This window comes from Desulfofundulus thermosubterraneus DSM 16057 (genome assembly GCF_900142025.1).
Lineage (GTDB): Bacteria > Bacillota > Desulfotomaculia > Desulfotomaculales > Desulfovirgulaceae > Desulfofundulus > Desulfofundulus thermosubterraneus.
This window is the reverse complement of the sequence record NZ_FQZM01000010.1, coordinates 42,347-66,859: the sequence shown is the minus strand read 5'-3', so window position 1 is coordinate 66,859 and position 24,513 is coordinate 42,347. Positions and strand designations below refer to the sequence as shown.

Annotated in this window: 29 protein-coding genes, 1 tRNA gene and 1 riboswitch; of the genes, 28 read left to right on the top strand and 2 right to left on the bottom strand. The window is 53.2% G+C overall.

Annotation, left to right across the window (positions count from 1 at the left end):
• Genes BUA65_RS04795 through BUA65_RS04785 form a run of 3 tightly spaced genes read left to right on the top strand, consistent with a single transcriptional unit; the run spans position 1 to position 2,038 of the window.
• Positions 1-450, top strand: coding sequence for a hydrogenase iron-sulfur subunit (locus BUA65_RS04795; protein WP_084062071.1), 450 nt, complete (start codon positions 1-3; stop codon positions 448-450).
• The gene (locus tag BUA65_RS04790; protein WP_072867632.1) at positions 447-1,118 is read left to right on the top strand and encodes a methylenetetrahydrofolate reductase C-terminal domain-containing protein; all 672 of its coding nucleotides are present in this window, start codon (positions 447-449) and stop codon (positions 1,116-1,118) included. The genes BUA65_RS04795 and BUA65_RS04790 overlap by 4 nt, the downstream gene beginning before the upstream one ends.
• Positions 1,115-2,038, top strand: a complete 924-nt coding sequence (locus BUA65_RS04785) for a methylenetetrahydrofolate reductase (RefSeq protein ID WP_072867631.1) — start codon at positions 1,115-1,117, stop codon at positions 2,036-2,038. Before BUA65_RS04790 ends, BUA65_RS04785 begins: the two co-directional genes overlap by 4 nt.
• A 71-nt stretch (positions 2,039-2,109) precedes the next feature.
• Here the strand turns inward: BUA65_RS04785 and gap are convergent, their stop codons facing one another.
• The gene (gene gap, locus BUA65_RS04780; protein ID WP_072867676.1) at positions 2,110-3,117 is read right to left on the bottom strand and encodes a type I glyceraldehyde-3-phosphate dehydrogenase; all 1,008 of its coding nucleotides are present in this window, start codon (positions 3,115-3,117) and stop codon (positions 2,110-2,112) included.
• A 297-nt stretch (positions 3,118-3,414) separates the two neighbouring features.
• On the opposite strand from gap, the gene BUA65_RS04775 reads away from it, so the two are divergent.
• The 16 genes from BUA65_RS04775 (at position 3,415) to BUA65_RS04700 (ending at position 15,307) form a co-directional block, all read left to right on the top strand.
• Positions 3,415-3,729, top strand: coding sequence for a YbjQ family protein (locus tag BUA65_RS04775; RefSeq protein ID WP_013822571.1), 315 nt, complete (start codon positions 3,415-3,417; stop codon positions 3,727-3,729).
• 107 nt (positions 3,730-3,836) lie between these two features.
• Positions 3,837-4,370: a cysteine hydrolase family protein gene (locus BUA65_RS04770; RefSeq protein WP_072867629.1), complete on the top strand. Its 534-nt coding sequence runs from the start codon at positions 3,837-3,839 to the stop codon at positions 4,368-4,370.
• The gene (locus BUA65_RS04765) at positions 4,370-5,221 is read left to right on the top strand and encodes a histidinol-phosphatase (RefSeq protein ID WP_072867627.1); all 852 of its coding nucleotides are present in this window, start codon (positions 4,370-4,372) and stop codon (positions 5,219-5,221) included. Before BUA65_RS04770 ends, BUA65_RS04765 begins: the two co-directional genes overlap by 1 nt.
• Positions 5,222-5,288: 67 nt before the next feature.
• Entirely contained in the window at positions 5,289-6,065 is a 777-nt protein-coding gene (locus BUA65_RS04760; protein WP_072867625.1) for a DnaD domain-containing protein, read from the top strand.
• A gap of 19 nt (positions 6,066-6,084) precedes the next feature.
• Positions 6,085-6,828, top strand: coding sequence for an ATP-binding protein (locus tag BUA65_RS04755; RefSeq protein WP_072867623.1), 744 nt, complete (start codon positions 6,085-6,087; stop codon positions 6,826-6,828).
• 3 nt (positions 6,829-6,831) lie between these two features.
• A riboswitch (cobalamin riboswitch) is annotated at positions 6,832-7,086 on the top strand.
• Between the two features lie 127 nt (positions 7,087-7,213).
• Complete coding sequence (gene cbiD / locus BUA65_RS04750; RefSeq protein ID WP_084062070.1) at positions 7,214-8,317, top strand: cobalt-precorrin-5B (C(1))-methyltransferase CbiD; 1,104 nt, start codon at positions 7,214-7,216, stop codon at positions 8,315-8,317.
• On the top strand, positions 8,299-8,961 hold the full coding sequence (gene cbiE, locus BUA65_RS04745) for a precorrin-6y C5,15-methyltransferase (decarboxylating) subunit CbiE (protein WP_072867622.1): 663 nt from the start codon (positions 8,299-8,301) through the stop codon (positions 8,959-8,961). The genes cbiD and cbiE overlap by 19 nt, the downstream gene beginning before the upstream one ends.
• Positions 8,918-9,523 carry a precorrin-6Y C5,15-methyltransferase (decarboxylating) subunit CbiT gene (gene cbiT, locus BUA65_RS04740; protein ID WP_072867620.1) on the top strand — a complete coding sequence of 202 codons (606 nt, stop codon included), beginning with the start codon at positions 8,918-8,920 and terminating at the stop codon, positions 9,521-9,523. The genes cbiE and cbiT overlap by 44 nt, the downstream gene beginning before the upstream one ends.
• Positions 9,513-10,223 (top strand): precorrin-2 C(20)-methyltransferase, encoded by a 711-nt coding sequence (cobI, locus tag BUA65_RS04735; RefSeq protein ID WP_072867618.1) that lies wholly within the window; start codon positions 9,513-9,515, stop codon positions 10,221-10,223. The genes cbiT and cobI overlap by 11 nt, the downstream gene beginning before the upstream one ends.
• A 16-nt stretch (positions 10,224-10,239) precedes the next feature.
• Positions 10,240-10,995 carry a precorrin-4 C(11)-methyltransferase gene (gene cobM / locus BUA65_RS04730; protein WP_072867616.1) on the top strand — a complete coding sequence of 252 codons (756 nt, stop codon included), beginning with the start codon at positions 10,240-10,242 and terminating at the stop codon, positions 10,993-10,995.
• The gene (locus tag BUA65_RS04725) at positions 10,992-12,074 is read left to right on the top strand and encodes a cobalt-precorrin 5A hydrolase (RefSeq protein WP_072867614.1); all 1,083 of its coding nucleotides are present in this window, start codon (positions 10,992-10,994) and stop codon (positions 12,072-12,074) included. The genes cobM and BUA65_RS04725 overlap by 4 nt, the downstream gene beginning before the upstream one ends.
• Entirely contained in the window at positions 12,047-12,769 is a 723-nt protein-coding gene (cobJ, locus tag BUA65_RS04720) for a precorrin-3B C(17)-methyltransferase (RefSeq protein WP_072867613.1), read from the top strand. The genes BUA65_RS04725 and cobJ overlap by 28 nt, the downstream gene beginning before the upstream one ends.
• On the top strand, positions 12,766-13,539 hold the full coding sequence (gene cobK, locus BUA65_RS04715) for a precorrin-6A reductase (RefSeq protein ID WP_072867611.1): 774 nt from the start codon (positions 12,766-12,768) through the stop codon (positions 13,537-13,539). Before cobJ ends, cobK begins: the two co-directional genes overlap by 4 nt.
• A complete protein-coding gene (locus BUA65_RS04710; protein ID WP_072867609.1) occupies positions 13,536-13,922 on the top strand; it encodes a sirohydrochlorin chelatase in 387 nt (128 codons plus the stop codon). The genes cobK and BUA65_RS04710 overlap by 4 nt, the downstream gene beginning before the upstream one ends.
• The gene (locus BUA65_RS04705) at positions 13,906-14,526 is read left to right on the top strand and encodes a precorrin-8X methylmutase (protein ID WP_072867607.1); all 621 of its coding nucleotides are present in this window, start codon (positions 13,906-13,908) and stop codon (positions 14,524-14,526) included. The genes BUA65_RS04710 and BUA65_RS04705 overlap by 17 nt, the downstream gene beginning before the upstream one ends.
• A gap of 91 nt (positions 14,527-14,617) precedes the next feature.
• Positions 14,618-15,307 (top strand): cell wall hydrolase, encoded by a 690-nt coding sequence (locus tag BUA65_RS04700; RefSeq protein ID WP_072867605.1) that lies wholly within the window; start codon positions 14,618-14,620, stop codon positions 15,305-15,307.
• Positions 15,308-15,321: 14 nt separating this feature from the next.
• Here BUA65_RS04700 and BUA65_RS04695 read toward each other — a convergent pair whose 3' ends face one another.
• On the bottom strand, positions 15,322-16,158 hold the full coding sequence (locus BUA65_RS04695; protein ID WP_072867603.1) for an Asp23/Gls24 family envelope stress response protein: 837 nt from the start codon (positions 16,156-16,158) through the stop codon (positions 15,322-15,324).
• Positions 16,159-16,343: 185 nt separating this feature from the next.
• Here BUA65_RS04695 and BUA65_RS04690 point away from each other — a divergent pair, with 185 nt between their 5' ends.
• The 9 genes from BUA65_RS04690 (at position 16,344) to BUA65_RS04650 (ending at position 24,497) form a co-directional block, all read left to right on the top strand.
• Entirely contained in the window at positions 16,344-18,311 is a 1,968-nt protein-coding gene (locus BUA65_RS04690; RefSeq protein WP_072867601.1) for a transglycosylase domain-containing protein, read from the top strand.
• 73 nt (positions 18,312-18,384) lie between these two features.
• Complete coding sequence (locus BUA65_RS04685) at positions 18,385-18,816, top strand: hypothetical protein (RefSeq protein ID WP_072867599.1); 432 nt, start codon at positions 18,385-18,387, stop codon at positions 18,814-18,816.
• Positions 18,817-18,837: 21 nt separating this feature from the next.
• Positions 18,838-19,485 carry a DUF3786 domain-containing protein gene (locus BUA65_RS04680; RefSeq protein ID WP_072867598.1) on the top strand — a complete coding sequence of 216 codons (648 nt, stop codon included), beginning with the start codon at positions 18,838-18,840 and terminating at the stop codon, positions 19,483-19,485.
• Positions 19,486-19,522: 37 nt separating this feature from the next.
• Positions 19,523-19,600, top strand: a tRNA-Pro gene (locus tag BUA65_RS04675).
• Positions 19,601-19,736: 136 nt separating this feature from the next.
• A complete protein-coding gene (locus tag BUA65_RS04670; RefSeq protein WP_072867597.1) occupies positions 19,737-20,378 on the top strand; it encodes an adenylate kinase in 642 nt (213 codons plus the stop codon).
• A 75-nt stretch (positions 20,379-20,453) separates the two neighbouring features.
• On the top strand, positions 20,454-21,194 hold the full coding sequence (locus tag BUA65_RS04665; RefSeq protein ID WP_072867673.1) for a class I SAM-dependent DNA methyltransferase: 741 nt from the start codon (positions 20,454-20,456) through the stop codon (positions 21,192-21,194).
• A 4-nt stretch (positions 21,195-21,198) separates the two neighbouring features.
• Positions 21,199-22,029: an MTAP family purine nucleoside phosphorylase gene (locus tag BUA65_RS04660; protein WP_072867596.1), complete on the top strand. Its 831-nt coding sequence runs from the start codon at positions 21,199-21,201 to the stop codon at positions 22,027-22,029.
• A gap of 338 nt (positions 22,030-22,367) precedes the next feature.
• On the top strand, positions 22,368-23,537 hold the full coding sequence (locus tag BUA65_RS04655) for an ABC transporter substrate-binding protein (protein WP_072867595.1): 1,170 nt from the start codon (positions 22,368-22,370) through the stop codon (positions 23,535-23,537).
• Between the two features lie 75 nt (positions 23,538-23,612).
• Positions 23,613-24,497, top strand: coding sequence for a branched-chain amino acid ABC transporter permease (locus tag BUA65_RS04650; protein WP_013822547.1), 885 nt, complete (start codon positions 23,613-23,615; stop codon positions 24,495-24,497).
• Positions 24,498-24,513: the final 16 nt, after the last annotated feature.

Here is a 24,513-nt window from a genome sequence, read left to right as displayed (position 1 = left end):
GTGGGGGAATTTGAGCCTAAAATCGTAGCCTTTTGCTGCCACTACTGAGCCTATTCTGCAGCGGACCTGGCAGGTTCGATGCGATTGCAATATTCTCCAAACATTCGCATTGTCGAAATGCCCTGCTCGGGCACTATCGATCACCGGGTGCTCCTGCAGGCCTTTGAAGATGGCGCCGACGGCGTGTTTGTTGCCGGCTGCATGGAAGGCGACTGTCACTTCCAAAAAGGAAACTATCGCGCCAAGAAGCGGGTAAATGCGGTTAAAAAACTGCTCGATGAAATTGGAATGGGTGGCGAACGCCTGGAAATGTACAACCTTTCGGCGGCCATGGGACCCCGTTTTGCGGAAATAGCCAACGAGATGACCGAACGTATCCGCCGCCTGGGCCCCAATCCCCTTAAAAAACAAAGTGCAGAGACCACGGAGAAAGAAGGTGACGTAGCATGATCATAGCACAACAAAAGCCAATTAAAGATATTGCCGCAATGATTGCTGACTGCAAAAAGGTCCTCCTGGTTGGCTGTGCCGGTTGTGTTACCGTTTGCCTGTCGGGGGGCGAGAAAGAAACGGAAGTTTTAGCTTCATCCCTGCGCATCATGCGCCGGTTACAGGGCAACCCCCTGGAAACAGTTACCTATACCGCCACCAGGCAGTGCGACCCGGAATACATTGAGACCCTGGAAAATCTGGTTAAAGACGTCGATGCCGTAGTTTCCCTTGCCTGTGGAGTGGGCGTACAGTACCTCGCCGAGCGGTTTCATGACAAGTGGGTGGTACCTGCCCAGAACACCATGTTTGTGGGTGGTTCCACGGCCCACGGCGTGTGGGAAGAAAGGTGCGGTCTTTGCGGTGACTGCATCCTCCACCGCACCGGTGGTATCTGCCCCATTATCCGCTGCTCCAAGAGCATCTTAAACGGTCCCTGTGGCGGCTCCCAGTACGGCAAGTGTGAGATCAGCAAAGATGTGGACTGTGCGTGGCAACTGATCTACGACCGCATGAAAGCTCTGGGCAAGCTGGACAAATTGCTTGAAATTCAGCCGCCCAAGGATTGGTCCAAGTCCCGTGACGGAGGGCCGCGTAAAGCCATCAGGGAGGATGTGATGATCGGGTGAAAACAGAAAGCAAACTGCAAAAGCTCCTTGACAGCGGCCACTTTGCGGTGACCGCGGAAATCGGGCCGCCCAAGCATGCGTCCGCCCATGGCATCCGCCACCATGCCCACATGTTGAAGGACTACGTGGATGCAACCAACATTACTGATTGCCAAACGGCTATCGTAAGGCTCTCCAGCATTGCTTCTGCCGTGCATATCCTTGATTGCGGTCTGGAGCCAATTGTGCAAATGACCTGCCGGGACAGAAACCGCATTGCCATCCAAAGCGATCTGCTGGGTGCCTACAGTCTGGGCGTCCGGAACCTGCTCTGCCTGTCGGGCGACCATCAGAAATTTGGCAATGAACCCTCGGCTAAAAACGTCTACGATGTTGACTCCATACAACTAATCTACTTGATGCGCCGCATGCGGGATGAAAAGATGTTCTTCTCCGGCGAACCCATCAAAGAGCATGAGCCCCGCTTCTTCATTGGAGCGGTGGCCAACCCCTTTGCGGATCCCTTTGAGTTCCGGGTGGCCCGGCTGGAGAAAAAAGTGGAGGCCGGTGCGGAATTTATCCAGACCCAATGTATTTTTGATATGGAGCGTTTTGAGCGCTTCATGGAAATGGTCCGGGAGAGGGGCATTCACGAACGGGTACACATCCTGGCCGGGGTCACCCCACTAAAAAGCTGGCGGGCGGCAAAATACCTGCAAACCAGCGTCTCGGGCATGATTGTACCCGATGATATCGTGGAAAGGCTGAAAAAAGCGGAAGATCCCAAGCGAGAGGGAATTGAGATCTGCATCGAGCAAATCAAGCATATTCGCAACATTCCCGGCGTACACGGCGTACACATCATGGCCATTGCCTGGGAAGAAGTGGTGCCGGAAATCGTGGAACGGTCCGGTCTTTTCCCGCGGCCCAAAGTGGAATAAGAGAAAACTAACCCCCCGCGTAATGAGCGGGGGTTTTTATTGTTTCACCGGAAAAGCCTGAAAATACTAGTTTACAAACCCTGCCGGGACAAATAGAGAGCAGTATCAACCACCCGGTTGGAATAGCCCCACTCGTTATCATACCAGGCCACCACTTTAACCAAAACACCATCAATGACCATGGTGGAGAGAGCGTCTACAATTGATGAATGGGGGTTGCCATTGAAATCCCGGGAAACCAGGGGTACTTCGCAATAGCCCATGATTCCTTTGAGTTCTCCCTGGGACGCTTCCTTTAAAACGGCATTGACTTCTTCCTTGCTCGTAGGCCGGGCAAGCTCGGCTACCAGGTCAACCACGGAGACATTGGGGGTGGGTACACGCATGGCCATACCGTTAAGCTTGCCCCTCAATTCAGGTAAAACCAGAGCCACTGCTTTAGCGGCACCCGTAGTGGTAGGAATGATGGACAGGGCCGCAGCACGGGCACGACGCAGGTCTTTATGGGGCAAATCCAGAATCTGCTGGTCGTTGGTATAGGAGTGAACGGTGGTCATCAAACCCCGGATAATACCGAACCGCCCGTGCAGCACCTTGACTACGGGAGCCAGGCAGTTGGTAGTACAGGAGGCACAAGAAATCACCCTATGCTGGGCGGGATCATATTTATCCTCGTTTACACCCATAACAATGGTAATATCCTCATTTTTTGCGGGGGCGCTAATCAACACCTTTTTCGCTCCACCTTCCAGGTGTTTGGCAGCATCTTCCCGGGCGGTAAAACGACCGGTGGATTCCACCACAATATCCACTCCCAGCTCGCCCCAGGGCAGTTTACCGGGATCCTTCTCCGCCAGCACTTTTACTTTCTTGCCATTAACCATAAAACCGTCATCAACTGCTTCCACCTCGCCCCGGCAGATCCCATGCACGGAATCGTATTTAAGCAAATGAGCCAATGTACCGGCGTCGGTAAGGTCATTAACCGCTACTACTTCCAACTCCGGATGGTTCAGAGCAGCCCGGAAAACATTACGTCCAATACGCCCAAAACCGTTAATACCCAATCTTACCGTCACTTTGATCACTCCTTTTTCAGAATGTACATGTTCTATTTTTTCCAGCTCCTCAAGTTTAAATGCTGTTATCAACACACCTTGTGCAAAATTTAAAATAACATAAACTATCCTTCAAGGGCAATAGTTAGTCCATAATCCAGAATTACCCGTCAATTTTTCTCAAAACTGATATATGGTGTACTCTTTCCTGGTGAAAAAGGATAAAGATTATCTTACAGCGAATATTAATGTATCAAAAAAATAATTTGACGGAGGCCTTGCTTTATTTGTATGCCCTTTAATAAGGAGGTCTGTCATATGATTTTAACCACCACTCCAAATGTAGAAGGGAAAAAAATTTTAGCTTACCTGGGCATCGTAACCGGAGAGGCAATTATGGGTGCCAACATAGTCCGGGATCTGTTTGCCACCATTACCGATATTGTGGGTGGGCGTTCCGGCGCTTATGAGGCCAAACTCTCCCAGGCCCGCCAGATTGCCCTGGAGGAAATGGCCACCCAAGCCCGCCGTTTAGGAGCCAACGCGGTGGTCGGTATTGACCTTGATTATGAAGTAATCCGGGAAGGCATGCTTATGGTCACCGCCAGTGGAACAGCCGTCCAAGTTGTTTAAATTTAAAAAAGTTACCGGTGATTATTAAGATGTGCTAAAATATTATTAGCTTTGTGGCTTGGCTAAAAAGGATCATCATTATGGTCTTTTGAAAAAGGAGTGATCCTATGTCCCGCAACGTTTTAATAGTCATAGACATGCTCAAGGATTTCATCGACACCGACGGCGCCCTGAATTGTGGCGAAAAAGGCAGGGAGATTGTACCCTTTGTAGTGGAAAAGGTAAAAGAGTTTATGGCCCAAAAGGAGCCGGTAATCTTTGTCATGGATGCCCATGACCCCGAAGATCCGGAATTCTCCCGTTTCCCCGTCCACTGCGTTTACGGCACCCCGGGAGCAGGGCTCATCGATGAGCTTGCTTCAATGGTGGAGGAATACCCCTTTGCCATCAAGGTGCCGAAAACCCGTTACAGTGGCTTTTTCCGTACTAATTTAAACAAAATCCTGGAAGATCTCAATCCGGCTGTAGTCCACGTCGTAGGGGTTTGTACTAATATCTGCGTCCTGTATACGGTGGAAGAACTGCGCAACCGGGACTACCGGACAGTGGTGTATACCAAAGGGGTGGCCAGCTTCGATGAAGAAGCTCACCGGTGGGCGTTAAAACAAATGGAAACGGTTCTGGGAGCGGAGATCATTTAATGAAACTTCTTTTGGACTACCACATCCACCCCGGCTATTCTATAGACGCCGAAGATTACAGCATTCTGGAGTACTGCCAGCAGGCCCTGAAACTGGGGTTGAGAGAGATCTGTTTCACCCCCCACCTGGAAGTGGACCCGGTACGGCGCCGGTTGGACTGGTTCGTGCGGGTAAATGGAAAGCTTCACCCCATGGAGGATTTAGGCTGGCTTGATCATTATTTCCGGGACATTGAGGAAGCCCGTAGCCAATTGCATGACCGGAAACTGAAAATAAAGGCTGGTCTAGAAGTTGGCTTTGAACGGGGCTGTGAGAAAACCATTGAAAAAATCTTAAACAATTATCCCTTTGATTATGTACTGGGTTCCGTCCATTGCCTTGAACACCAATCCATATCATCCTGGGAGGAAAGCCGGATCTACTTCTCCTCCCACACTGCGGAAGAAGTGTGTGGCGAATACTTTCAAGTCTTAAAGGAAGCCGTGGAAAGTAACCTTTTTGACTGTATTGGCCACCTGGATCTTTATCGACGCCACGGAGAACGCCTCCTGAGTACAACCCTAAGAAGTGCCCATAAAGGAGTGGTCGAACCGATTCTTAAGGAAATGGCACGACGAAATATGGGTCTGGAAGTGAATACCTCCAGTCTGCGGCGGGGACTGACTGAATTTCATCCCAACCGGGAAATCCTCTTACAGGCCCGGGAATGTGGCATCAAAATATTCACCGTGGGCTCCGATGCCCACCGGCTTTCTGATCTGGGAGCACATACAGACCAGGCGGTATTAATGTTAGAAGAAATGGGCTTTGCGGTGTATACATTTACTTCTCGTCAACCTTGCCCTCTTTAACGGTTTTTTCTGCCTGGACAAACTTCCTCCCTTACCATAAAATATTCACTAGCGGGGGAGGAAGAGCATGATGAATGGCAGAACGGTGAAAAGATACCGGGAGGGGAACATTACCGCTGCCTTTGGTGCCGACCTGTTGCTCCAGGGCACTACCACCATCCCGAATCTTTTACTCCGCTTGTACCGTCACCTTGATATAAACGACGAAGAAATGATCCTTCTCATTCAGCTTCTCCGGTTGCAGGTAGAAGAAAAGGACCTGTTTCCTTCCGCCTCCACCTTGGCCGCGTGCACGGCCCAGGATGTAACCCGGGTACAACAAAACCTGAACAGGTTAATAGAAAAGGAAGTTCTGGCCGTAACCCAGTATTATGATGAAAGTAAAGATCAAATCCTCAGTGGATTTGACTTTGAACCGCTGTTGGAAAAGCTCTCGGAGATCTGGGCCAGCATCAGGGTCAAGGAAATTGAACGTACCCGTAGCCTGCTGGAAAAAAGGCCTTTAGAGACAAGAGCGCAAGATTTTGCCCTGATCATTCGGGCCTTTGAACAGGAATTCGGGCGACCTGTTTCTCCCATGGAGGTCGAACAAATCCGCCAGTGGGCCGAGGAACTGGACCACACGCTGGTTTTGGAAGCTTTACGCCGGGCCGTCCTGATGGGCAAGCATAATTTTAAGTATATTGATAGTATTATTCTAGAATGGAAAAAGAACAACCTGCGTACCGTCGAAGAAATAAATGCCTATGACGCAAAATTTAAGAAACGGCGTTCAGGCAAACACCCCCCTTCAAAGGTGGATGAACGGAAGAAAGCACTTTTAAAAACGCTATACCTCAGTTAATTGGAAAGGATGCTGGCCAGTGAAGGCCTGTCCTGTATGTGAGGATCGGGGTGTGGTGATCAAAAACAACGTGGCCGTTCCCTGCCCGTGTAACAAGCAGAGGGCCCTGGCCAACCGTTTTAAAGAAGCAGGGTTACCGGAGGGGTTGCGTAACCACACCTTTAACAAATTTAACTTCAAGTATTATTCGCGATTGCGGGTAGATCCCGAACGCAAAATCACTTATTACGAGTCGGCCCGGCGCACCTTTCAGGCGGCGCAAGACTTCGTCCGTAATTTTAGGAACGACCGGCATATCGACGGTCTGTTGATTACCGGCCCCGTGGGCAGTGGAAAAACATTCCTTGCCGCCTGCATAGCCAACGCCCTGTTGGAAACCGAAGTATTGTTATTGTTTGTGGTTGTACCGGACTTGCTGGATCGCCTGCGTTCTACTTATGACCAGAACCGCCAGGGTGCAGATTATTATTCGGAAAAGGATCTCCTGGATGCGGCAAGGGAAGTGCCCCTATTGTTTTTAGACGATCTGGGAGCCCATAATTACACCGAATGGACCAAAAATAAACTTTATTCAATTTTAAATTACCGCGTCAACCACCGTCTCCCCGTAATCATTACCACCAACATCAGCCTGGAAGATTTAGGCGAGTATTTAGGAGAAAGAACTACTTCCCGCATTTGCCAGATGTGCTGGCCTTACCGGTTGCCGGTTGAAGATGACATTCGCATGGTCCAGCGCAGGGAAAGGCTCCGGGAAGGTTAAAAACTAAATATGTGCGGGGCAGGTCCCCAACGGGGATAATAGGGAAGACCGGGGAGCAGGTGGATCCTGCTTAAGCCGGCGCGGTCCCGCCACTGTAACCGGGGAGGAACCCGCAAGGTGCCACTGGTCCTGCACTCACTGACGAGCTAAAATGTAACGGCATGGTTTAACCGATGTCACTGGTGAGTGCTAGACCGGGAAGGCGCGGGCATCCAAAGATCCGGAAGCCAGGAGACCTGCCTGCCCCTTTCACTGGAACATGTCCCTTACCAAAGGGCAAAAAGCCAGTGGCAGACCTTTCTATCTTCGCGCGAAAGATAGCAGGCGTAAAGACTTCCACACGCCCCTACTTTTGCCGGGCGTGTTTTTTTCAGGGGGGAACAAGGTGGCTAAGCCTTTACGAAACGGGATCACGACAGGAGCCTGTGCCGCTGCGGCTGCCCAGGCTGCCACGGAGTTGCTTTTTCACGGTAGAAAACCTGATCACGTCACTTTAGTCAACCCTATGGGCCAGCCTTTAACGGTGCCCATTCACCAGATAGAGGCAATACCCGGCGGCACCAGGGCAGTGGTGATCAAAGACGGAGGGGATGATCCCGACGTTACTCACGGTCTGCCCGTTGTGGTCGAGGCCCGTCCCGCCCCAGAGGGAATTCGCCTGTACGGAGGACCTGGGGTAGGGCGGGTAACCAAACCGGGACTGGCTGTGGCCGTAGGCGAACCGGCCATTAACCCCGTTCCCCGGCAAATGATTAAGGAGGCTGTGGCCGGCGTTCTCCCTCCCAAATGGGGAGTGGAACTAATGATCAGCGTACCCGGGGGGGAATTGGTGGCCAAACGCACCCTGAACCCCCGTCTGGGAATTGTAGGGGGCATATCCATACTGGGAACTACAGGCATAGTCCGGCCCATGTCCGAGGAAGCTTTTAAGAATTCCCTGCTGCCCCTTTTGGACATGGCTAGGGCAGCAGGCTTTGATCAGGTGGTTCTTACCCCGGGACGATTGGGAGTCCGAGCAGCGGTGGATGGATACGGATTCCCGGCCGAAGCCGTGGTGGAGATGAGCAATTTCGTGGGTTTTATGTTGGAAAGCTGTGTGGAAAAAGGTTTTTCCAGCGTTTTGCTTTGGGGGCACCACGGAAAGCTTTTAAAGGTAGCCGCCGGCATTTTTCATACCCACAGCCGCGTTGCCGACGCCCGGCGGGAAACTCTGGCCAGCCACGCCGCCCTGATGGGTGCAGACAGGGACCTCATCGCCCGCATTATGGAAGCCAGCACCATTGAGAGTGTGGTAGAGTTGCTGGCGGAACACAATTTCCTGTCTGTTTACCACCAGCTGGCCTGCCGGGCCAGCCAGCGGGCCATGGAGTACGTCCACCACCGCTTAAAGGTGGGAACAGTCTTTTTGACCCTGGATGGCAAAATCCTCGGTTGGGACTGTCAGGCACGGGAAATCGGGAGGGCGCTGGGATGCCGCGAATTAAGGTGATTGGCGTAGGACCGGGTAACCTGGATTATCTCACCCCTGCCGCTCAAAGGGCTTTGGCCAGCGTCCGGGTACTGGTAGGCGGCCAGCGCCACCTGTCCTATTTAGCTCGGGAGGAACAGAAAACTTTTGTCATTAAAAATAATCTTGCGGCCATGGTGGATTTCATCCGCTTACACCGGGAGGAAGGGATAGCCGTTTTAGCTTCAGGTGATCCTGGACTGTACGGAATTTTGAATTACCTGCGCCTGTATTTCACCCCGGAGGAATTAGAGGTCATCCCCGGAATCAGTTCGGTGCAACTGGCCTTTGCTCGCCTGGCCATGCCCTGGCATGATGCGCTGATCTTGAGTGCTCACGGAAGGCCCGTCGAGGACCTGGTTAATCTGGTGCGCAACCAGGGGAAAGTAGCCCTCCTCACCGGCCCGGGAGCTGCACCCAACCACATTGCCAGCCTGCTTTTGAAGGCAAAAATAGCTGATCGAAAAGTTTTTTGTTGTTGTAACCTGGGTTATCCAGAGGAGAAAATCCTGGAAACCACACCCGGTGAACTGGCCCGCCGGGACTTTTCCGGGCAAAATAATTGCGTCATGGTGATCATTGATGAAAAAAGCCTGGCCCTATGTGACTCCGGGGATTCCCGATAACCTGTTTATCCGGGGGAGCATCCCCATGACCAAGGAAGAAATTCGCGCCGTCACCCTGGCCAAGGCCCGGCTGGGACCGGGCCAGGTGGTCTGGGATATTGGCAGTGGCACCGGCTCCATTGCCATCGAAGCAGCCCGGCTGATCGGTGACGGCATCGTTTATGCCGTAGAGCAAAAACCTGCGGCACTGGAGTTGATCCGGGAAAACATGCGTCGCTTTGACCTGAAGAACATCCAGGTGGTGGAAGGCCGTGCCCCCGAAGCACTGCTCCCGCTCCCGCCCCCCCACCGGGTCTTCATCGGCGGCTCGGGCGGCCAATTAGGGGAGATAGTCCAGTTGCTGGCGGAAAGGCTTACTCCGGGGGCAAGACTGGTCATCAACGTCCTGACCCTGGAAACACTAACCCGGGCCCTCGCTTTGCTTGGCCCTCCCTGGGGAAAAGAGGTGGTGCAGGTTTCCGTAACCCGCACGGTATCCCGGGGCCATTATCATCTGATGCATGCTTTAAACCCTGTGTGGATCATCACTGCCCAAAAGGAGGGGGATGAGGGTGTCGGGTAAGTTTTATGGCATCGGCGTTGGTCCCGGGGATCCGGAGTTGCTCACCCTGAAGGCCTACCGTATTTTACAGGAAGTGGACCTGGTGTGTGTACCCAAATCGGCCGCCGACCGGGAAAGCCTGGCCTTGTCTATCATCAACAAGGTTATCAAGCGCCAGTTTACAACCCTGGAGTTATCCTTTCCCATGTCCCGGGATCGCCAAATACTCGAAGAGCACTGGGCCAGGGCCGGTGAAAGGGTGGCCCAACTGGTACGAGAGGGGCAGAAGGTAGCCTTTGTCACCATCGGTGACCCGATGTTTTACAGCACCTATGGCTACGTACGGGCTTACCTGCAAAAAAATTATCCCGACCTGCCAGTGGAAACCATTCCGGGGATTACCGCCATGAGCGCCTGTGCGGCCGCGCTGGAAGAACCACTGGCCACAGGAGAAGAAAGCCTGGCCGTAATACCAGCGGCCTATAACCTAAAGCGCCTGGAAGAGGTGCTGGACAGCTTTGACAACGTGGTGCTCATGAAGGTAAACCGTTATTTCGATCGGGTGTTGGAGCTCTTACGGGAAAAGGGTTTAACCGAACGAGCTGCCCTGGTGAGCCGCTGCGGTCATCCCGATCAAATGGTAAGCCGGAAGGTCACCGATCTGACCGGACAGAAGCTTGATTACATGTCGATCCTGGTCATCCACAAGGGAGGCCGTTAACAAGGGGGACGCAAAAGTGATTTTCTTTATTGGTGCCGGACCGGGAGATCCCGAATTGATTACCGTTAAGGGAGCAAAGTTGCTGCAGGAGGCCGATGTGGTCATTTATGCCGGTTCCCTGGTTAATCCGAAAATACTGGAATATTGCCGCCCCGGAGTAGAGATATACAACAGCGCCACCATGACCCGGGATGAGGTGCTGGCCGTGATGCGCCGAGCACATCAGGAGCAATTAACTGTAGTCCGGCTACATACCGGTGACCCTGCTTTGTACGGGGCCATCCAGGAACAAATGGATGCCCTGGCAGCCCTGGGCATACCTTTTAAGGTTGTGCCGGGAGTGAGCTCCTTTCTAGCTGCTGCTGCCGCCATCCCCCACGAACTGACCCTGCCGGGGGTAACCCAGACCGTGATCCTTACCCGGCTGGAAGGGCGCACCTCGGTACCCGAGCGGGAAAAACTAAGGGAACTGGCCCGCCACAAAAGCACCATGTGTATCTTTCTTTCCGTACACCAGATGGATCAGGTGGTTGAAGAACTGCTTGCCGGAGGTTATACCCCCCAAACCCCGGTGCTGGTAGTGGAAAAGGCCTCCTGGCCCGAAGAACGGTTGTTGCGTGGTACGCTGGCCGATATCGCTGATCAAGTCAAGGAAGCAGGCATCACCCGCACCGCCCTGGTGCTGGTGGGAGATGTTTTCAACTCCCCCTACCAGTTGTCGCAGCTCTATGACCCCCAATTCTGCCATGGTTACCGGAGTAGCAGGACATGATCATTGCCGTATTCGCCATTACCAAAAACGGTATTGATCTGGCGACAAAGGTATCCCGGCATTTACAACAAGCGGGGCACCAGGTGCGCATGTTCAGGCCCGCCCGTTTCCCGGGGGAGGGGGAACCCTTTACCGGTCCGGTGTCCCGGGTGGTGGCGGAGGAATTCTACCGGTGCCAGGGACTGGTCTTTATCATGGCCCTGGGCATTGTGGTGAGATTGCTTGCTCCCCTGATCAGGGATAAGCGCTCCGATCCGGCTGTAGTGGTCATGGATGAAAGGGGACAGTTCGTAATCAGCACTCTAAGCGGTCATCTGGGAGGAGCCAATGAGCTGGCCCAACAGCTGGCCGGGGCTCTCCAGGCAGTGCCGGTGATCACCACCGCCACCGATGTACACGGCCTGCCCGCGGTGGACGTCCTGGCCCGCAAATATGCCTTGACCATGGAACCATTCACCGCCGTAAAACAGGTGAATGCCGCCCTGGTAAACGGTGAGACGGTCACCCTTTGCAGCGAACGGCCCCTCCCTCTCACCCAAACCCCGGGCCTGCGGTTAATCCCGTGGGAAGACTTGCCCGCCACCCGGCCGCGAGGTTGGCTGGTGGTAATCACCAACCGCGTGATGTCGTTGCCCCATGAAAAGACCCTTTTCCTGAGGCCACGAAACCTGGTAGCCGGCATAGGCTGCCGCAAGGAAATAGCCCCGGAAAGGGTCAGACGAGCTCTTTTGCATGCCCTGGATCTTGCCCGGCGCAGCCCCGCCAGCCTGCGGGCACTGGCGACGGTGGACTTGCGGGCAAAGGAACGGGGTTTGCAGTTGGTTGCCCGGGAGGTGGGTGTGCCCCTGTTCAGTTTCACGAGGGAACAAATTCGTTCCATTTTTGCCCAAAAACCCAACCTTCATCATTCATCCTTTGTCCAGGGAAAAATAGGAGTTGGTGGTGTATGCGAACCGGTTGCCCTGCTGGCAGCTGCCCCCCAGGCCAAACTGATTCTCCCCAAAACCAGCTGGGAGGGCGTGACGGTAGCCTTAGCCGAGGAAAGCTATGGGTGGTGGGAACGGGACCGGGAAGTATAGAACATTTAAGTCCAAGGGCATTAAAGGCCCTGCAGGAAGCCGACGTAATTGCCGGGTACAAAACCTATATTGAACTCATTGCCCCTATAGTGGAAGGGAAAGAAATCATCAGTACGGGTATGACCCGGGAAGTTGAGCGCTGCCGCGCGGCCATTCAGCGGGCCAGGGGAGGGCAGAAGGTAGCCCTGGTATCCAGCGGAGATCCTGGGGTTTACGGTATGGCCGGACTGGCTTTAGAAATCTTGCACCGGGAAAACCTGTTTGACCAGGTCGAGGTTGAGATCATCCCCGGCATCACCTCCGCTACCGCTGCAGCAGCTCTTCTGGGCGCACCATTGATGCACGACTTTGTGGTGATGAGTTTAAGCGACCTCCTAACCCCCTGGGAAGTAATTGAAAAAAGGCTAGCCCTGGCCGCCCAGGGGGACTTTGTGGTAGTTTTGTACAACCCGGCCAGCCACAAAAGAACATCCCAAATCCGCCGGGCCAGGGAACTCTTGCTCCAGCATAAAAAGGCCAGCACACCGGTGGGGATTGTTCGCAAAGCTTACCGGGACGGGGAAGAGGTGGTAATTACGGATCTGGAACATATGCTCGACCACCCCCTTGATATGTTTAGCATTGTGATCATTGGCAACAACCAGACCCAAAGGATGGGCAACTTTCTGGTTACACCCAGGGGATATGCCTTATGATTCTGGTCTTAAGCGGCACCGCCGACGGACGCCTGATTGTACAGGACCTGGTAGCCAGCGGTTACACTGTGCTGGCCTCGGCAGCCACGCCGTACGGCGGAGAACTGTTGGCCCGGCACGGCGCCGAGATCATTACCGGCCCCCTAGCCCTGGACGAAATGGTTGCCCTGATCAAAAAACATCGCATTGAGCTTTTAGTTGATGCCACCCACCCCTACGCCCAGCGGGTCTCGGAAATTGCCCGCCAGGCCTGTGCCCAAACACAAATCCCTTACCTGCGCTACCAGCGGGGGGAAAGCAACTTGCCCCGGCACCCCTTGATCCATTGTACCGCCGGTTATGAGGAAGCAGCTCAACAAGCCGCATGTTTGGGAAAGGTAATTTTTCTTACCACGGGCAGCAAAACTCTGGATATCTTTTTAACTGCCGCCCGCCGGCATGGATGCCGCCTGGTGGTACGGGTACTCCCCGAACCTGCGGTAATCCAGCGCTGCCGCCAGCTGGGACTGAGCCCCGCCGATATTGTAGCCATGCAGGGCCCCTTTAGCCTGGAACTGAATCGCGCCCTGTTCAAACAATATGGAGCCGAGGTGATAGTCACCAAAAACAGCGGGGTCGTAGGGGGAACAGATGCCAAGATAGCAGCAGCACTGGAACTGGCCCTGCCGGTGGTGGTGATTAACCGGCCCCGGGAGCAGGACGGGGCAATAACCACTCGTGAAGAACTCCTGGAGAAAATCCGTAGAAGAAAGGATGTTCATGAGGCATGAAGACGGGTATTATTCTTTTGACCCACGGTAGCCGCCTCCCGGAAGCCCAGATTACCCTGCATCATTTAAAGGAGCTGGTAGCCCAGGAAAGCTCCTATGATGTGGTGGAGGGAGCCTCCCTGCAATTCAACCAACCTGACTTGCCCGCAGCTCTGGCTACCATGGCGGCCAGGGGAATGAAAAGGGTTGTGGTTGTACCCCTGTTCCTGTCGCAGGGGGTGCATATGAAAGAGGACATACCGGAAATTCTGGCCAGGGAGAAGGCCCGTTATCCCCACATGGATATTGTTATGACCGGCAATATCGGCGCCCACCGCAAACTGGCCGAAATAATCATGGAACGGATCCGGGAGGTAAGTGACCAGCATGCAATTAATTACTAACCCTAGGGCCATTGAGGAGCAGAGCATGCGCATTATCGAGGATCATTTGCCCGACCTAGCCAGGTTGCCGGCAGGGGAAAGGGCTATTGTCAAGCGGGTGGTGCACACCACCGGCGATCTTTCTTGCGCCCAGCTCATGCGTTTTCACCCCCGGGCTGTGGAAAGTGGTTTAAGTGCCCTCAGGGCGGGAAAACCCATCCTTACCGATGTCAACATGGTTCGCAGCGGCTTGATTAAAGATCGTCTGGCAGCCCTGGGGGTGGCAGTAGATTGTTTGATTAACCATCCGGAGGTAGTTACCCGCGCCCGGGCCAGGGGAACTACCCGGGCCATGGTAGCCATGGAACTGGGCGCCCCCAAAATAGAAGGGGGTATCATTGCCATTGGCAACGCTCCTACGGCGCTTTTCACCCTGTGCCGGTTGATCTCTACCGGACAGGCCAAACCGGCCCTTGTAGTGGGAACACCCGTGGGCTTCGTGGGCGCGGCCGAATCCAAAGAAGAATTGATATCCCTTGATATTCCTTATATCACCATAACCGGCACTAGAGGAGGCAGCACCATTGCCGCGGCAGTGATCAATGCCTTTTTGCTCATGGCTTAAGTTTTGGAAACTTTCAAAGTCAAAAATGATGCCCGTGTATAATTCCTCCCCGGCCTGTTTAAAATAGTATGTGGCCGGAAAGGAGGACACAATGGGCAGTAAACTAACCAGATATGCTGGCGTGGTTACCTTTTTTGTTGTGTTAACCTGGGTTGCAGCCGGAAAACAGGTAGAAGCCAGCACATCTTGGGGTAGTGGCAGCAACCTGACCCACTACAAATATCTGCTTTGCTATACCGTCAGGTCAGGAGATACCCTGTACGATATAGCCAGAGTTTACGATGTACCTCTGGCAAAACTGATGGACACCAATAAACTAAAGGACACCATCATCAGGCCCGGCGATGTATTGCTGGTACCGGACCGGGTCAGCGACAACGTCCCGGCAGTACTTTCCCGCGGAGGTATTTCCCGGGAGGAGTTTATGCTCCTGGCCAGGCTGATCCACGCCGAAGCCCGGGGGGAAAGCTTCACCGGTCAAGTGGCCGTGGGGGCAGTAATCCTCAACAGGGTAGCCAGTCCGGGCTTTCCCAAAACCATCCGGGAAGTAATCTTTCAGAAAGATCAAAACGTCTTTCAGTTTTCCCCGGTGGAGGACGGCTCCATCTACCTGGAACCGGATGAAATGGCCATTAATGCTGCTCTGGAGGCTCTGGCGGGGCGGGATCCGACCAACGGAGCTTTGTTCTTCTATAACCCACGTACTGCCACGGACCGCTGGATCCGTACCCTGCCGGTGGTCACCCGCATCGGCAACCATGTGTTCGCTACCAAAACCTAAAAAAGAGCCGGCCGTTAGACCGGCTCTTTCCCCCGGGGAAAAGACAACTCCCGCACCAGGATGTTTACGGACTTGACCATCAAGCCGGTCATTTCCTCCACCCGCCTTTTCACCGCCACCTGGATTTCCCGGCCCACCTGGTTTAATACGCAACCGTAGTATAAAACCGGATGCACCTCGATAACTACCCCGTCCACATACCTTTGTACGGTCACCCGCCCAGCACTTTTTACTCCCGGCACTTCTTCTGCCGCCCGGGATACAATAGCCACCAGAGCGCTGGTGGTGATGGTTAGTTTACCGTAATAGGTAAAGGTGGGGCGCACCACCGATTGTTCCAGCCAGCTACGCTTACCCTGCGGACCTTTACGACCCAGAAAAATCCTTAAGGAATCGGCAAATATATCTGGAAATCTTTTTTTGACCTCCACCGTGGGAGCGGGAATGACATGTTTACTGTACCGGGCGCGCATGGTCAGGGCCTGACGGATTTCGCGGGGAGAAGCTATTTCTTCAATGGAAATGATCCGGGAAACCGGGGGCAGACCCAACCGGGCGGCAATTTTTTCCACCATCCCCACCGAAGTGCCCAGAATTAGAACCCGGGACGGTTTTACCTTTTCCAACACCGCTCGGGCCTGCCGGGCGTGCTCTTCGTCCATGAAAAGGGCGGCCTTAATGGCTCCAATACGGGTTGACTGTCGTTTTGCCGATATACCCCCCAGGATTCGATTGCCTTTAATCAAAAGACCGTCGTCAATGATCAATTCTGCGCCACATTCATGAGCGGTAGCAATGGCCCGGAAACTCTTTCCGGTGCCGCTGGGACCTACCAGGGCGTAAACTTCCACGTTGTTCCCTCCAAAATAACGTGAAAAGGACATTTCTACGTACATAAACCACTTTCCTTTTTTTAGAGTCAAATTAGCGGTAGATGCGCCTGGTTGAAATGGGATAAAATACTATACCAACCGGAAGTATCTCCATTTTTTAAAAAACAAAAGGCCATGAGGCCTTCCTTGGGAGTGCCTTTAGAATGAAAAGAATGCTTCTGCTGCTCCTCATTCTAGCGGGCCTGGTTGCCGGATGTACAAGCCTAACCCTGCCGTCTGAATTACCCACCCCTTCGAAAGTATTCGATGCCCAGGGGCGGCTGATTGCCACCCTTTCTCCCCAAAAGCGTATACCGGTACCCTTAAAAGACATCTCCCCCTACATGCAGCAGGCCATAGTGGCTATTGAAGATGCCCGCTTTTACCAGCACCACGGTATTGACCCGGTAGGCCTTTTGCGCGCACTATATCATAATATTCGGGCGGGGAAAATAGTGGAAGGGGGGAGCACCATCACCCAGCAACTGGCCAAAAACATGTTTCTGAGCCCGGAACGGACCGCCAGGCGCAAAATAAAGGAATTGTGGTTAACCATCCAGCTGGAAAGGCGTTATAGTAAACAGGAAATACTGCAGATGTATCTGAACCAGATTTATTTTGGCCAGGGGGCTTACGGCATTGAAATGGCCGCCCGCACATATTTTGATAAGTCAGCCCGGGAACTGGATCTGGGTGAGAGCGCCATGCTGGCTGGAATTGTGCGGGCACCCAGCCTGTATAACCCGGCGACCAATTTGAATGGCGCCAGGGAAAGGCAATCACTGGTTCTCCAGCGCATGGTGGAACTGGGTATGATTACTCCTGAAGAGGCCAGGGAAGCCAGGCAGAAGCCCCTGCACCCCCAAAACCGCCTGGCCGGGCAAACCCGCGCCGCTTACTTTGTAGCTGAAATAGTGAAATACCTGCAGGAAAAATTTCCCGACCAACCGGACCTGGCTTATACGGGCGGGCTGTATATTCATACAACACTGGATTTAGATATGCAAGAAGCGGCTGAAAAAATATTTCAAGAAAGCTTGGCGCAACAAGACCCTGCCCTGGAAGGAGCTTTGGTGGCCTATGATCCCCGTAACGGTTATGTGAAAGCCATGATTGGAGGTAGAGATTTCAGCCGGTCCCAGTTTAACCGGGCCCTGGCCAGAAATCAGCCGGGCTCGGCCTTTAAACCTTTTCTTTATGCCGCCGCTATCGACCGGGGCTACACGGCAGCCACCACCCTGGAGTGCAAACCGGTTAGCTACGAAATACCGGGCCAACCACCTTACCAACCGCGGGATTTTAACGGAGGCTATCATAACCGGCCCTTTACCCTTAAAGAGGCCCTCTACACATCGGATAATGTGGTGGCTGTGGAACTGAACAACCGCCTGAAGCCGCAGACCCTGGTCGCATACGCCCGGCGTATGGGCATTGCGAGCCCCCTGAGGCCTTACCTTTCTCTGGCCCTGGGCACCTCAGAGGTGACTCCGCTGGAAATGGTCCGGGCCTATGGCCCCCTGGCCAATGGAGGTGTACTGGCCAGACCTTTGTTGATTACAAAAATCCTGGACCAAAAGGGCAGGGTGCTGGAAGAAAACAGCCCTCAACTACAACAGGTGCTTGACTCTAAGACGGCCTATATTGTTACCGACATGCTGAAAGGGGTGCTTGAACCGGGAGGCACGGCGGCAGCGGCCGGCGCCCTCCTGGACCGGCCGGCGGCGGGGAAAACCGGAACCACCGCCTATTTCCGGGATGCCTGGTTTGTCGGTTACACTCCGCAACTGGTAACCGCCGTGTATATTGGTTACGATGATAAATCGAGATCGGTGGGGGCCACCGGAGGCCAGCTGGCTGCCCCGCTCTGGGCCAAGTTCATGGCCGCGGCTCTACGGGATGAACCTAAGGATGATTTCCCTGTACCTGAAGACATTGTCTTTGTCGACATTTGCACCGATGATGGACTGCGGGCCACCCCTTTCAGTTCCCGGGTGATTAAGGCAGCCTTTGTGAAAGGCACGGAACCAGCCCTCCCCAGTTTCTGGGGCAGCACCACCCCCTGGGGTTTAAAACTGCGGGATCTGCTGCAACAGGACGTGAACTTTTACCGGAAGAATTATGAAAAACCTTAAAGGATCTGGACCCTGTTATGGAGAAAGAGAATCATTGAGGCAATAACGCCGCACAACACAAGGGGTGGGAATCTTGTCCCGGGAATTTGCCGCCGCCATAGGTAAACAGTTCCGTCTCAACGAGCAAGAGGTTGCCCTGTTGGGAAAGAACATCCGGCAGCTCTCCCGCCTGGAACGGCGTACCTATTTTGAGCAACTAAAACCAAGGGAAAGGGAGTTCAAACTCTTCCTGAAGGAAAAGTACGCTCTCCTGGATGAAGGAGGACGGCAGAAATGGATGGACACCACCGTGCATAGCCTCCTGGAAAAAGGAGGCGACCCGGATCTGGCCGACAGCCTGGTTATGGATGTGATCGGCCGGTTACAGGTCTACAAGAGTTTGCGGGAAAGGGCAGAGAATGAAGGCATTCGTTTAAAGGCTCTAACAAACTTCGGCGGGCTTTCCATGGTTCTTTTCATGGTAGTAATCATTACAGCCATCGTCCTGTACCTTGTGGGCCGCTAAAAATCCTGATGAGGTGGGAAAATGGTTAATCAGCTTAACGCTTTAAGTGAAGCAGTGCGGAACTTTGCATCCCTGGCCAGCGAACCGGAAGCCGTGGTTTTACGCACCGGTGCCTCCTTTGATGCCCAGAAAAAATTTTTCCTGTTACCTTATTTGGGACATTTTTACGAAATTGATCTCGCCGGTAACGTACAAAAGCAGGGCTCCACTGAAAAAGTACCCTACAATGATCGCACCCTCATCTTGCAATACCTGTGCTCGGCCAGCGGTTTACCGCCTCGAGGTCGCTGGCTGTCCTTCCTGGAATTGCCCAATGGCGCCCACCACAATGCACCATTCCACACCGACGCCCTTAACCCCCTGGCGGAAGCCTTTGGCACCAGACTGGAGGATTTTCGCCGCGCCACCAGGCATCTGGGAGGCGAACCCCTGAATATGGGAGATGCGGGTGCTAAAATCCCGGCCCTGCCCAAACTGCCTCTGGCCGTCACCATCTGGGCCGGCGACGAGGAATTCCCGCCCCGGGCCAATATTCTTTTTGACGCCGTAGCCCCCACCCATTTAACCACCGCCGCCCTCTGGGTACTGGGTGTGGAACTGGCCCACAAGCTCATAGCCTTCATCCAGCCGGCGCGGCAGGCAGTGGATTGGCTCGGGAAAAACCCTTGACTTTTCTTAAACCTTATAGGATAATATTCTTTGCGGGCGGGATGTAGCTCAGTTTGGCTAGAGCGCACGGTTCGGGACCGTGAGGTCGCAGGTTCAAATCCTGTCATCCCGACCAGTATTTTTTATAGTGAAGGGGATCCGGGTCAGACCCGGGTTTTGTTTTTGTTGCTTGATAAACCTGTTTCCCTGGTGAGTAATCCATGCTATAATTTATATTAATTGATTACGGTTATTTTCAGGAGGGGATGGTTTTGAAACTGCTGATTATGGGGCCCCCAGGGGCCGGGAAGGGCACCCAGGCCGAAATGCTGGTGAAGGAACTGAATATTACCCACGTTTCCACAGGAGACATGTTCCGGGCAGCAATTAAAGAAGGCACAGAAATGGGGAAAAAAGCCAAAGAATATATGGATAAGGGCGAATTGGTCCCCGATGACGTGGTCGTGGGCATGGTACGGGACCGCCTGCAGAAACCCGATTGTGTAAAGGGCTTCCTGTTGGATGGTTTTCCCCGGACTCTGGCCCAAGCCCAGGCACTGGACGACACTCTTCAAACCATGGGTATCCAGCTTGATGCGGTAATTAATATTGCCGTACCCCGGGACAAGCTTATGGCTCGCCTAACCGGTCGCCGGGTTTGCCGCGGTTGCGGCGCCAGCTATCATATTCTGTTTAACCCACCCCGGGTAGAGGGCAAATGTAACAGCTGTGGCGGCGAGCTCTACCAGCGTAGCGATGATAACGAGGAAGCTGTAGCCAACCGCCTGGATGTTTACGAAGCCCAGACCCAACCATTAATTGATTATTACGCTGGCAAAGGACTGCTCAAAAATATTAATGGTGACCAGGAAATTAAAAAGGTGCTGGAAGACATTCTGGCCTGTCTCAACTAATAAGGCAATCAGGATATCAAAGCCCCCGAATTTCAACGGGGGCACATTTAACTTAACCCGTGAAAGGAAATGGTCATGCATTGTTATGCCGGTCTGGCACGAATTTACGATTTTTTAGTGGCCGGGGTGGACTTTGAGGGCTGGGCCGATTACCTGGAAGAAATCCTACGGCGATTTGACCATCACCCCCGTACGATCCTTGATTTAGCGTGCGGTACGGGGAATACCACCCTACCCCTGGCCCGAAGGGGTTACCGGGTCATGGGGTTGGATCTCTCCCCGGCCATGGTAGCCATTGCCAGGAAAAAGGCTGCAAAACAGGGTTTGGCGGTAAATTTCTTTGCCGCCGATATGCGTTCTTTTCAGCTAAATAAACCGGTAGACTTGATTACCTGTTTCCATGATGGATTAAATTATCTAGCAGACTACAGGGATCTGGAAAGGACCTTTCAACAAGTGAGAAAAAATCTTACGCCCGGTGGAATGTTCATTTTTGATTTAAATGCCATTCAATGGTTGGCCGGCACCACCCCTGAAGTAACCATAGTGGACGAACCGGATTTGACCCTAATCTGGCAGAGCTGTTACCAGCCCGCAAATTGCAGCTGGGAAGTCCAACTAACCGCCTTTGTCCGGGAAGGGGAATACTATTATAAATTTACCGAACAACACCGGGAGTACGGCTACACACCGGAGCAGATACAGCAGGCCTTGCAAACCGCGGAGCTTAAGCACCTCGCTTCCTACGATGCCTTCTCCTTTAACCCCATTCATGCAGAAAGCCGGCGTCATTTTTATGTTGCCCAAAGGAGTTGATTGCGTGTCCGCACCAGACATCCCACGGGTAGAGTTTGCCATCATTGGCGGGTCAAGTACCTTTAGCTTAAATTTCCCTCAAGACCTGGGTACTCCCGATGTCCAGGTTCTGGCTGAAAACCTGGTTTTCCCCACGCCCTATGGGGACAGTCCTCCCTTAAAGTTGTTTACCATCGGGGAAAAAAAAGTGTTAACCGCAAAAATGCACGGCTGGCGCCGGGGGATAAGCCGGGGCAGGGCCTCCCAACAACTGTTCTGGGTGCTGCGAGAAGCAGGAGTAAAGAGAATTTTAGCCGAGGGCGGGGTAGGATCCATCAACCACCTGCTTAAGCCCCGGGATATTCTGGTTGCCTCGGATTACCTGGACTTTTCCATGCGCAAAGACGTGGGCCTTGATAGTGAATTTCTGCTCACCATGCGCCAGCCCGTTTGCCCTGTCCTCCGAGACGCCCTGATCAACGCGGCCGAAAAAAGTACGCCGGGACGGGGGCGTATTTTTGACCGGGGGATTTATGCCGTTACTGACGGACGTCATTTTGAAAGCCCGGCCGAGATAGCCATGTTGGGACGCTTAGGAGCCGATATAGTGGGGCAGAGCATGTGCCCCGAGGTTTATCTGGCCAGGGAAATTGGTGCCTGCTACGGCCGGGTGGATATAGTGACCAACTACGCCGAGGGTGTGGTCAAGGAATGGGAGCACCGGGAACTGGCCGACATCTTTTACCAAGAAGCAACCCGGATGGGAAACATTCTTCTGGAAGCCATGCGCCAGCTCGATACGCATCAGGAGTGCGGGTGTCCGGACTTACGCCATCCCACCCTTCTTAAGGAATAAATTACCAGACAAAATACCCGGGTGTATTTAATATAGTTTTATTGTAATCGGGCTACAAGGAGGTGGATGAGTAAGAGAAGGGATTCCCTGCCACAATTTAAATTATTGTCCAAAATATCCCAAAAAGCTATGAAAAATGCCCTGTGGAGCGCCAATACAGGCGCTCCAAAATTTTTATCCCCTTATAAGAAGTTTTTAAAGGATTTTTGAAGATTTTGTGGAATTAACTTACCGTTTAATATGACTAACCCGCCAAAATAAAGGGGAGGTGACTGTGCCCGGGAGGAAGCAAAAGCTTATTTGGCAGCTCGCAATCTAAAAAGGAGGAGGTACGACCCGTGCGTAAGAAATTTTGGTCCATCCTTTTAGTTGTACTGCTCAGTTTGGCCCTGGTTGTTACAGGCTGTGGCGGCCAGGGTAAAACGGAGACCCAAGGCGCCTCAGGGGAAAAGGTAATCAAGATCGGGTTTATTGCCCCCTTAACCGGCGATGTAAAGACCTTTGGCGAATCGGCCCAGAAAGGTTTTGACCTGGCATTAGAACAGGCCGGTTACAAGGCAGGGGATTTTAAAATTGAACCCGTAAAAGCTGATGATCGTAACGACGCCACGGAAGCTGTCAACGTAGCCACCAAACTGATTACCCAGGATGGCGTCAAGGCCATTGTAGGTTCCCTTACTTCCTTAACCACCATTCCCATTTCCAAGTTTGCCAATGATAACAAGGTGGTTTTGATTACCGGCACGGCCACCAGCCCCAAGGTTACTGTAGACGAGGGTAAGCGCAAAGAATATATCTTCCGGGCCTGTTTCATTGACCCCACCCAGGGTACTGTGGCAGCCAAGTTTGCCCTGGAAGAACTCAAGCTAAAAACTGCCGCCATCCTTTATGACCAGGGTAACGACTATACCATTGGCTTGGCCAACAACTTCAAGGAAGCCTTCACTGCCGGCGGAGGACAGGTACTGACCATGGAAGCCTATGCCAAGAATGATACCGATTTCTCCGCAGTGCTGACCAACATTGCCAAGAAAAATCCCGACATTCTCTACCTGCCGGACTACTACCAGAAGGTCAGCCTAATTGGCAAACAGGCCAGGGATAAAGGCATCAAGGCCGTATTTATCGGCGGGGATGGTTGGGACTCCAGCGACCTGGATTACAAGACCATGGAAGGCGGTTATTTCACCAACCACTACTCCGCACAAGATCCCAGGCCCGAGGTACAAAATTGGGTCAAGCAATTTAAGGAAAAATACGGCCAGGAACCCGACGCCTTTGCTACTCTGACCTACGACGCCACCAACCTGCTGCTCAATGCCATTAAAACCGCGAATAGCGATGACCCGGCCAAGATCAAAGAAGCCTTGCAGAACACCAAGGACTTCTCCATCGTAAGCGGCGAGAAAGTTTCCTTCGACGAGAACGGCAACCCGATTAAACCGGTAACCATACTCAAAATTGAGGGCGGCAAGCAGAAGTTCGTCACAGCCATCAAGCCCAATTAAAACGGCAACAGGAAGCGGGGAGGTGGGAAACCCCTCCCCGCATTCAGATTGGTTGACTGCAGGAGGTTTAGTGGAGTGGAGCATTTCCTGGAACAGGTGTTGAACGGCTTACAACTCGGACTCATGTACGCCCTGATTGCCCTGGGCTACACCATGGTTTACGGAGTGGTGCAGCTGATTAACTTCGCCCACGGTGATGTCTTTATGGTGGGGGCTTTTCTCGGCTACTTTGGCTTTGCCGTATGGGGGTTGCCCCTGCCCGTGGCCATACTTACGGCCATGGTGGCCTGTGCCCTGCTTGGGGTGATCATTGAACGGGTAGCTTACCGTCCCTTGCGTTACGCCCCGAAAATTGCCGCCCTGATTAGCGCCATCGGTGTATCGCTCTTTTTAGAGTACTTCAGCAGCCTTAAGTTCGTATTTGGCCCCAATTACCGGGTGGTGCCGCGACCTTTTCCTGAAGTACACTGGAATATTGCAGGCCTCTCCGTCAGCAACATTCAAGTGATTGTTTTTGTGGTTGTTCTGTTCATGCTTATCCTGCTCCAAATACTAATTTACCGTACGAAAACTGGTATGGCCATGCGCACGGTGGCCGTGGATCATAACGCCGCCCGGCTGATGGGCGTAAATGTGGATACCACCATATCCATTACCTTTGCCATCGGGTCGGCCTTTGCCGCCCTGGGAGGCGTTTTATACGCCATTGCCTATCCCCAGATTCATCCCTTCATGGGTATCATGCCAGGTTTAAAGGCCTTTACCGCCGCCGTACTGGGCGGAATCGGGATCATTCCGGGAGCAGTACTGGGCGCGCTTATAATGGGTCAGGTGGAAACCCTGACTTCCGCCTATATATCTTCCCAAATGCGAGATGCCATTGCCTTTGCCATTTTGATTCTGGTTCTCCTATTCCGGCCTACGGGGCTGTTGGGCCGTACGGAAACAGAAAAAGTATAACGTCATAAAGTAAGGT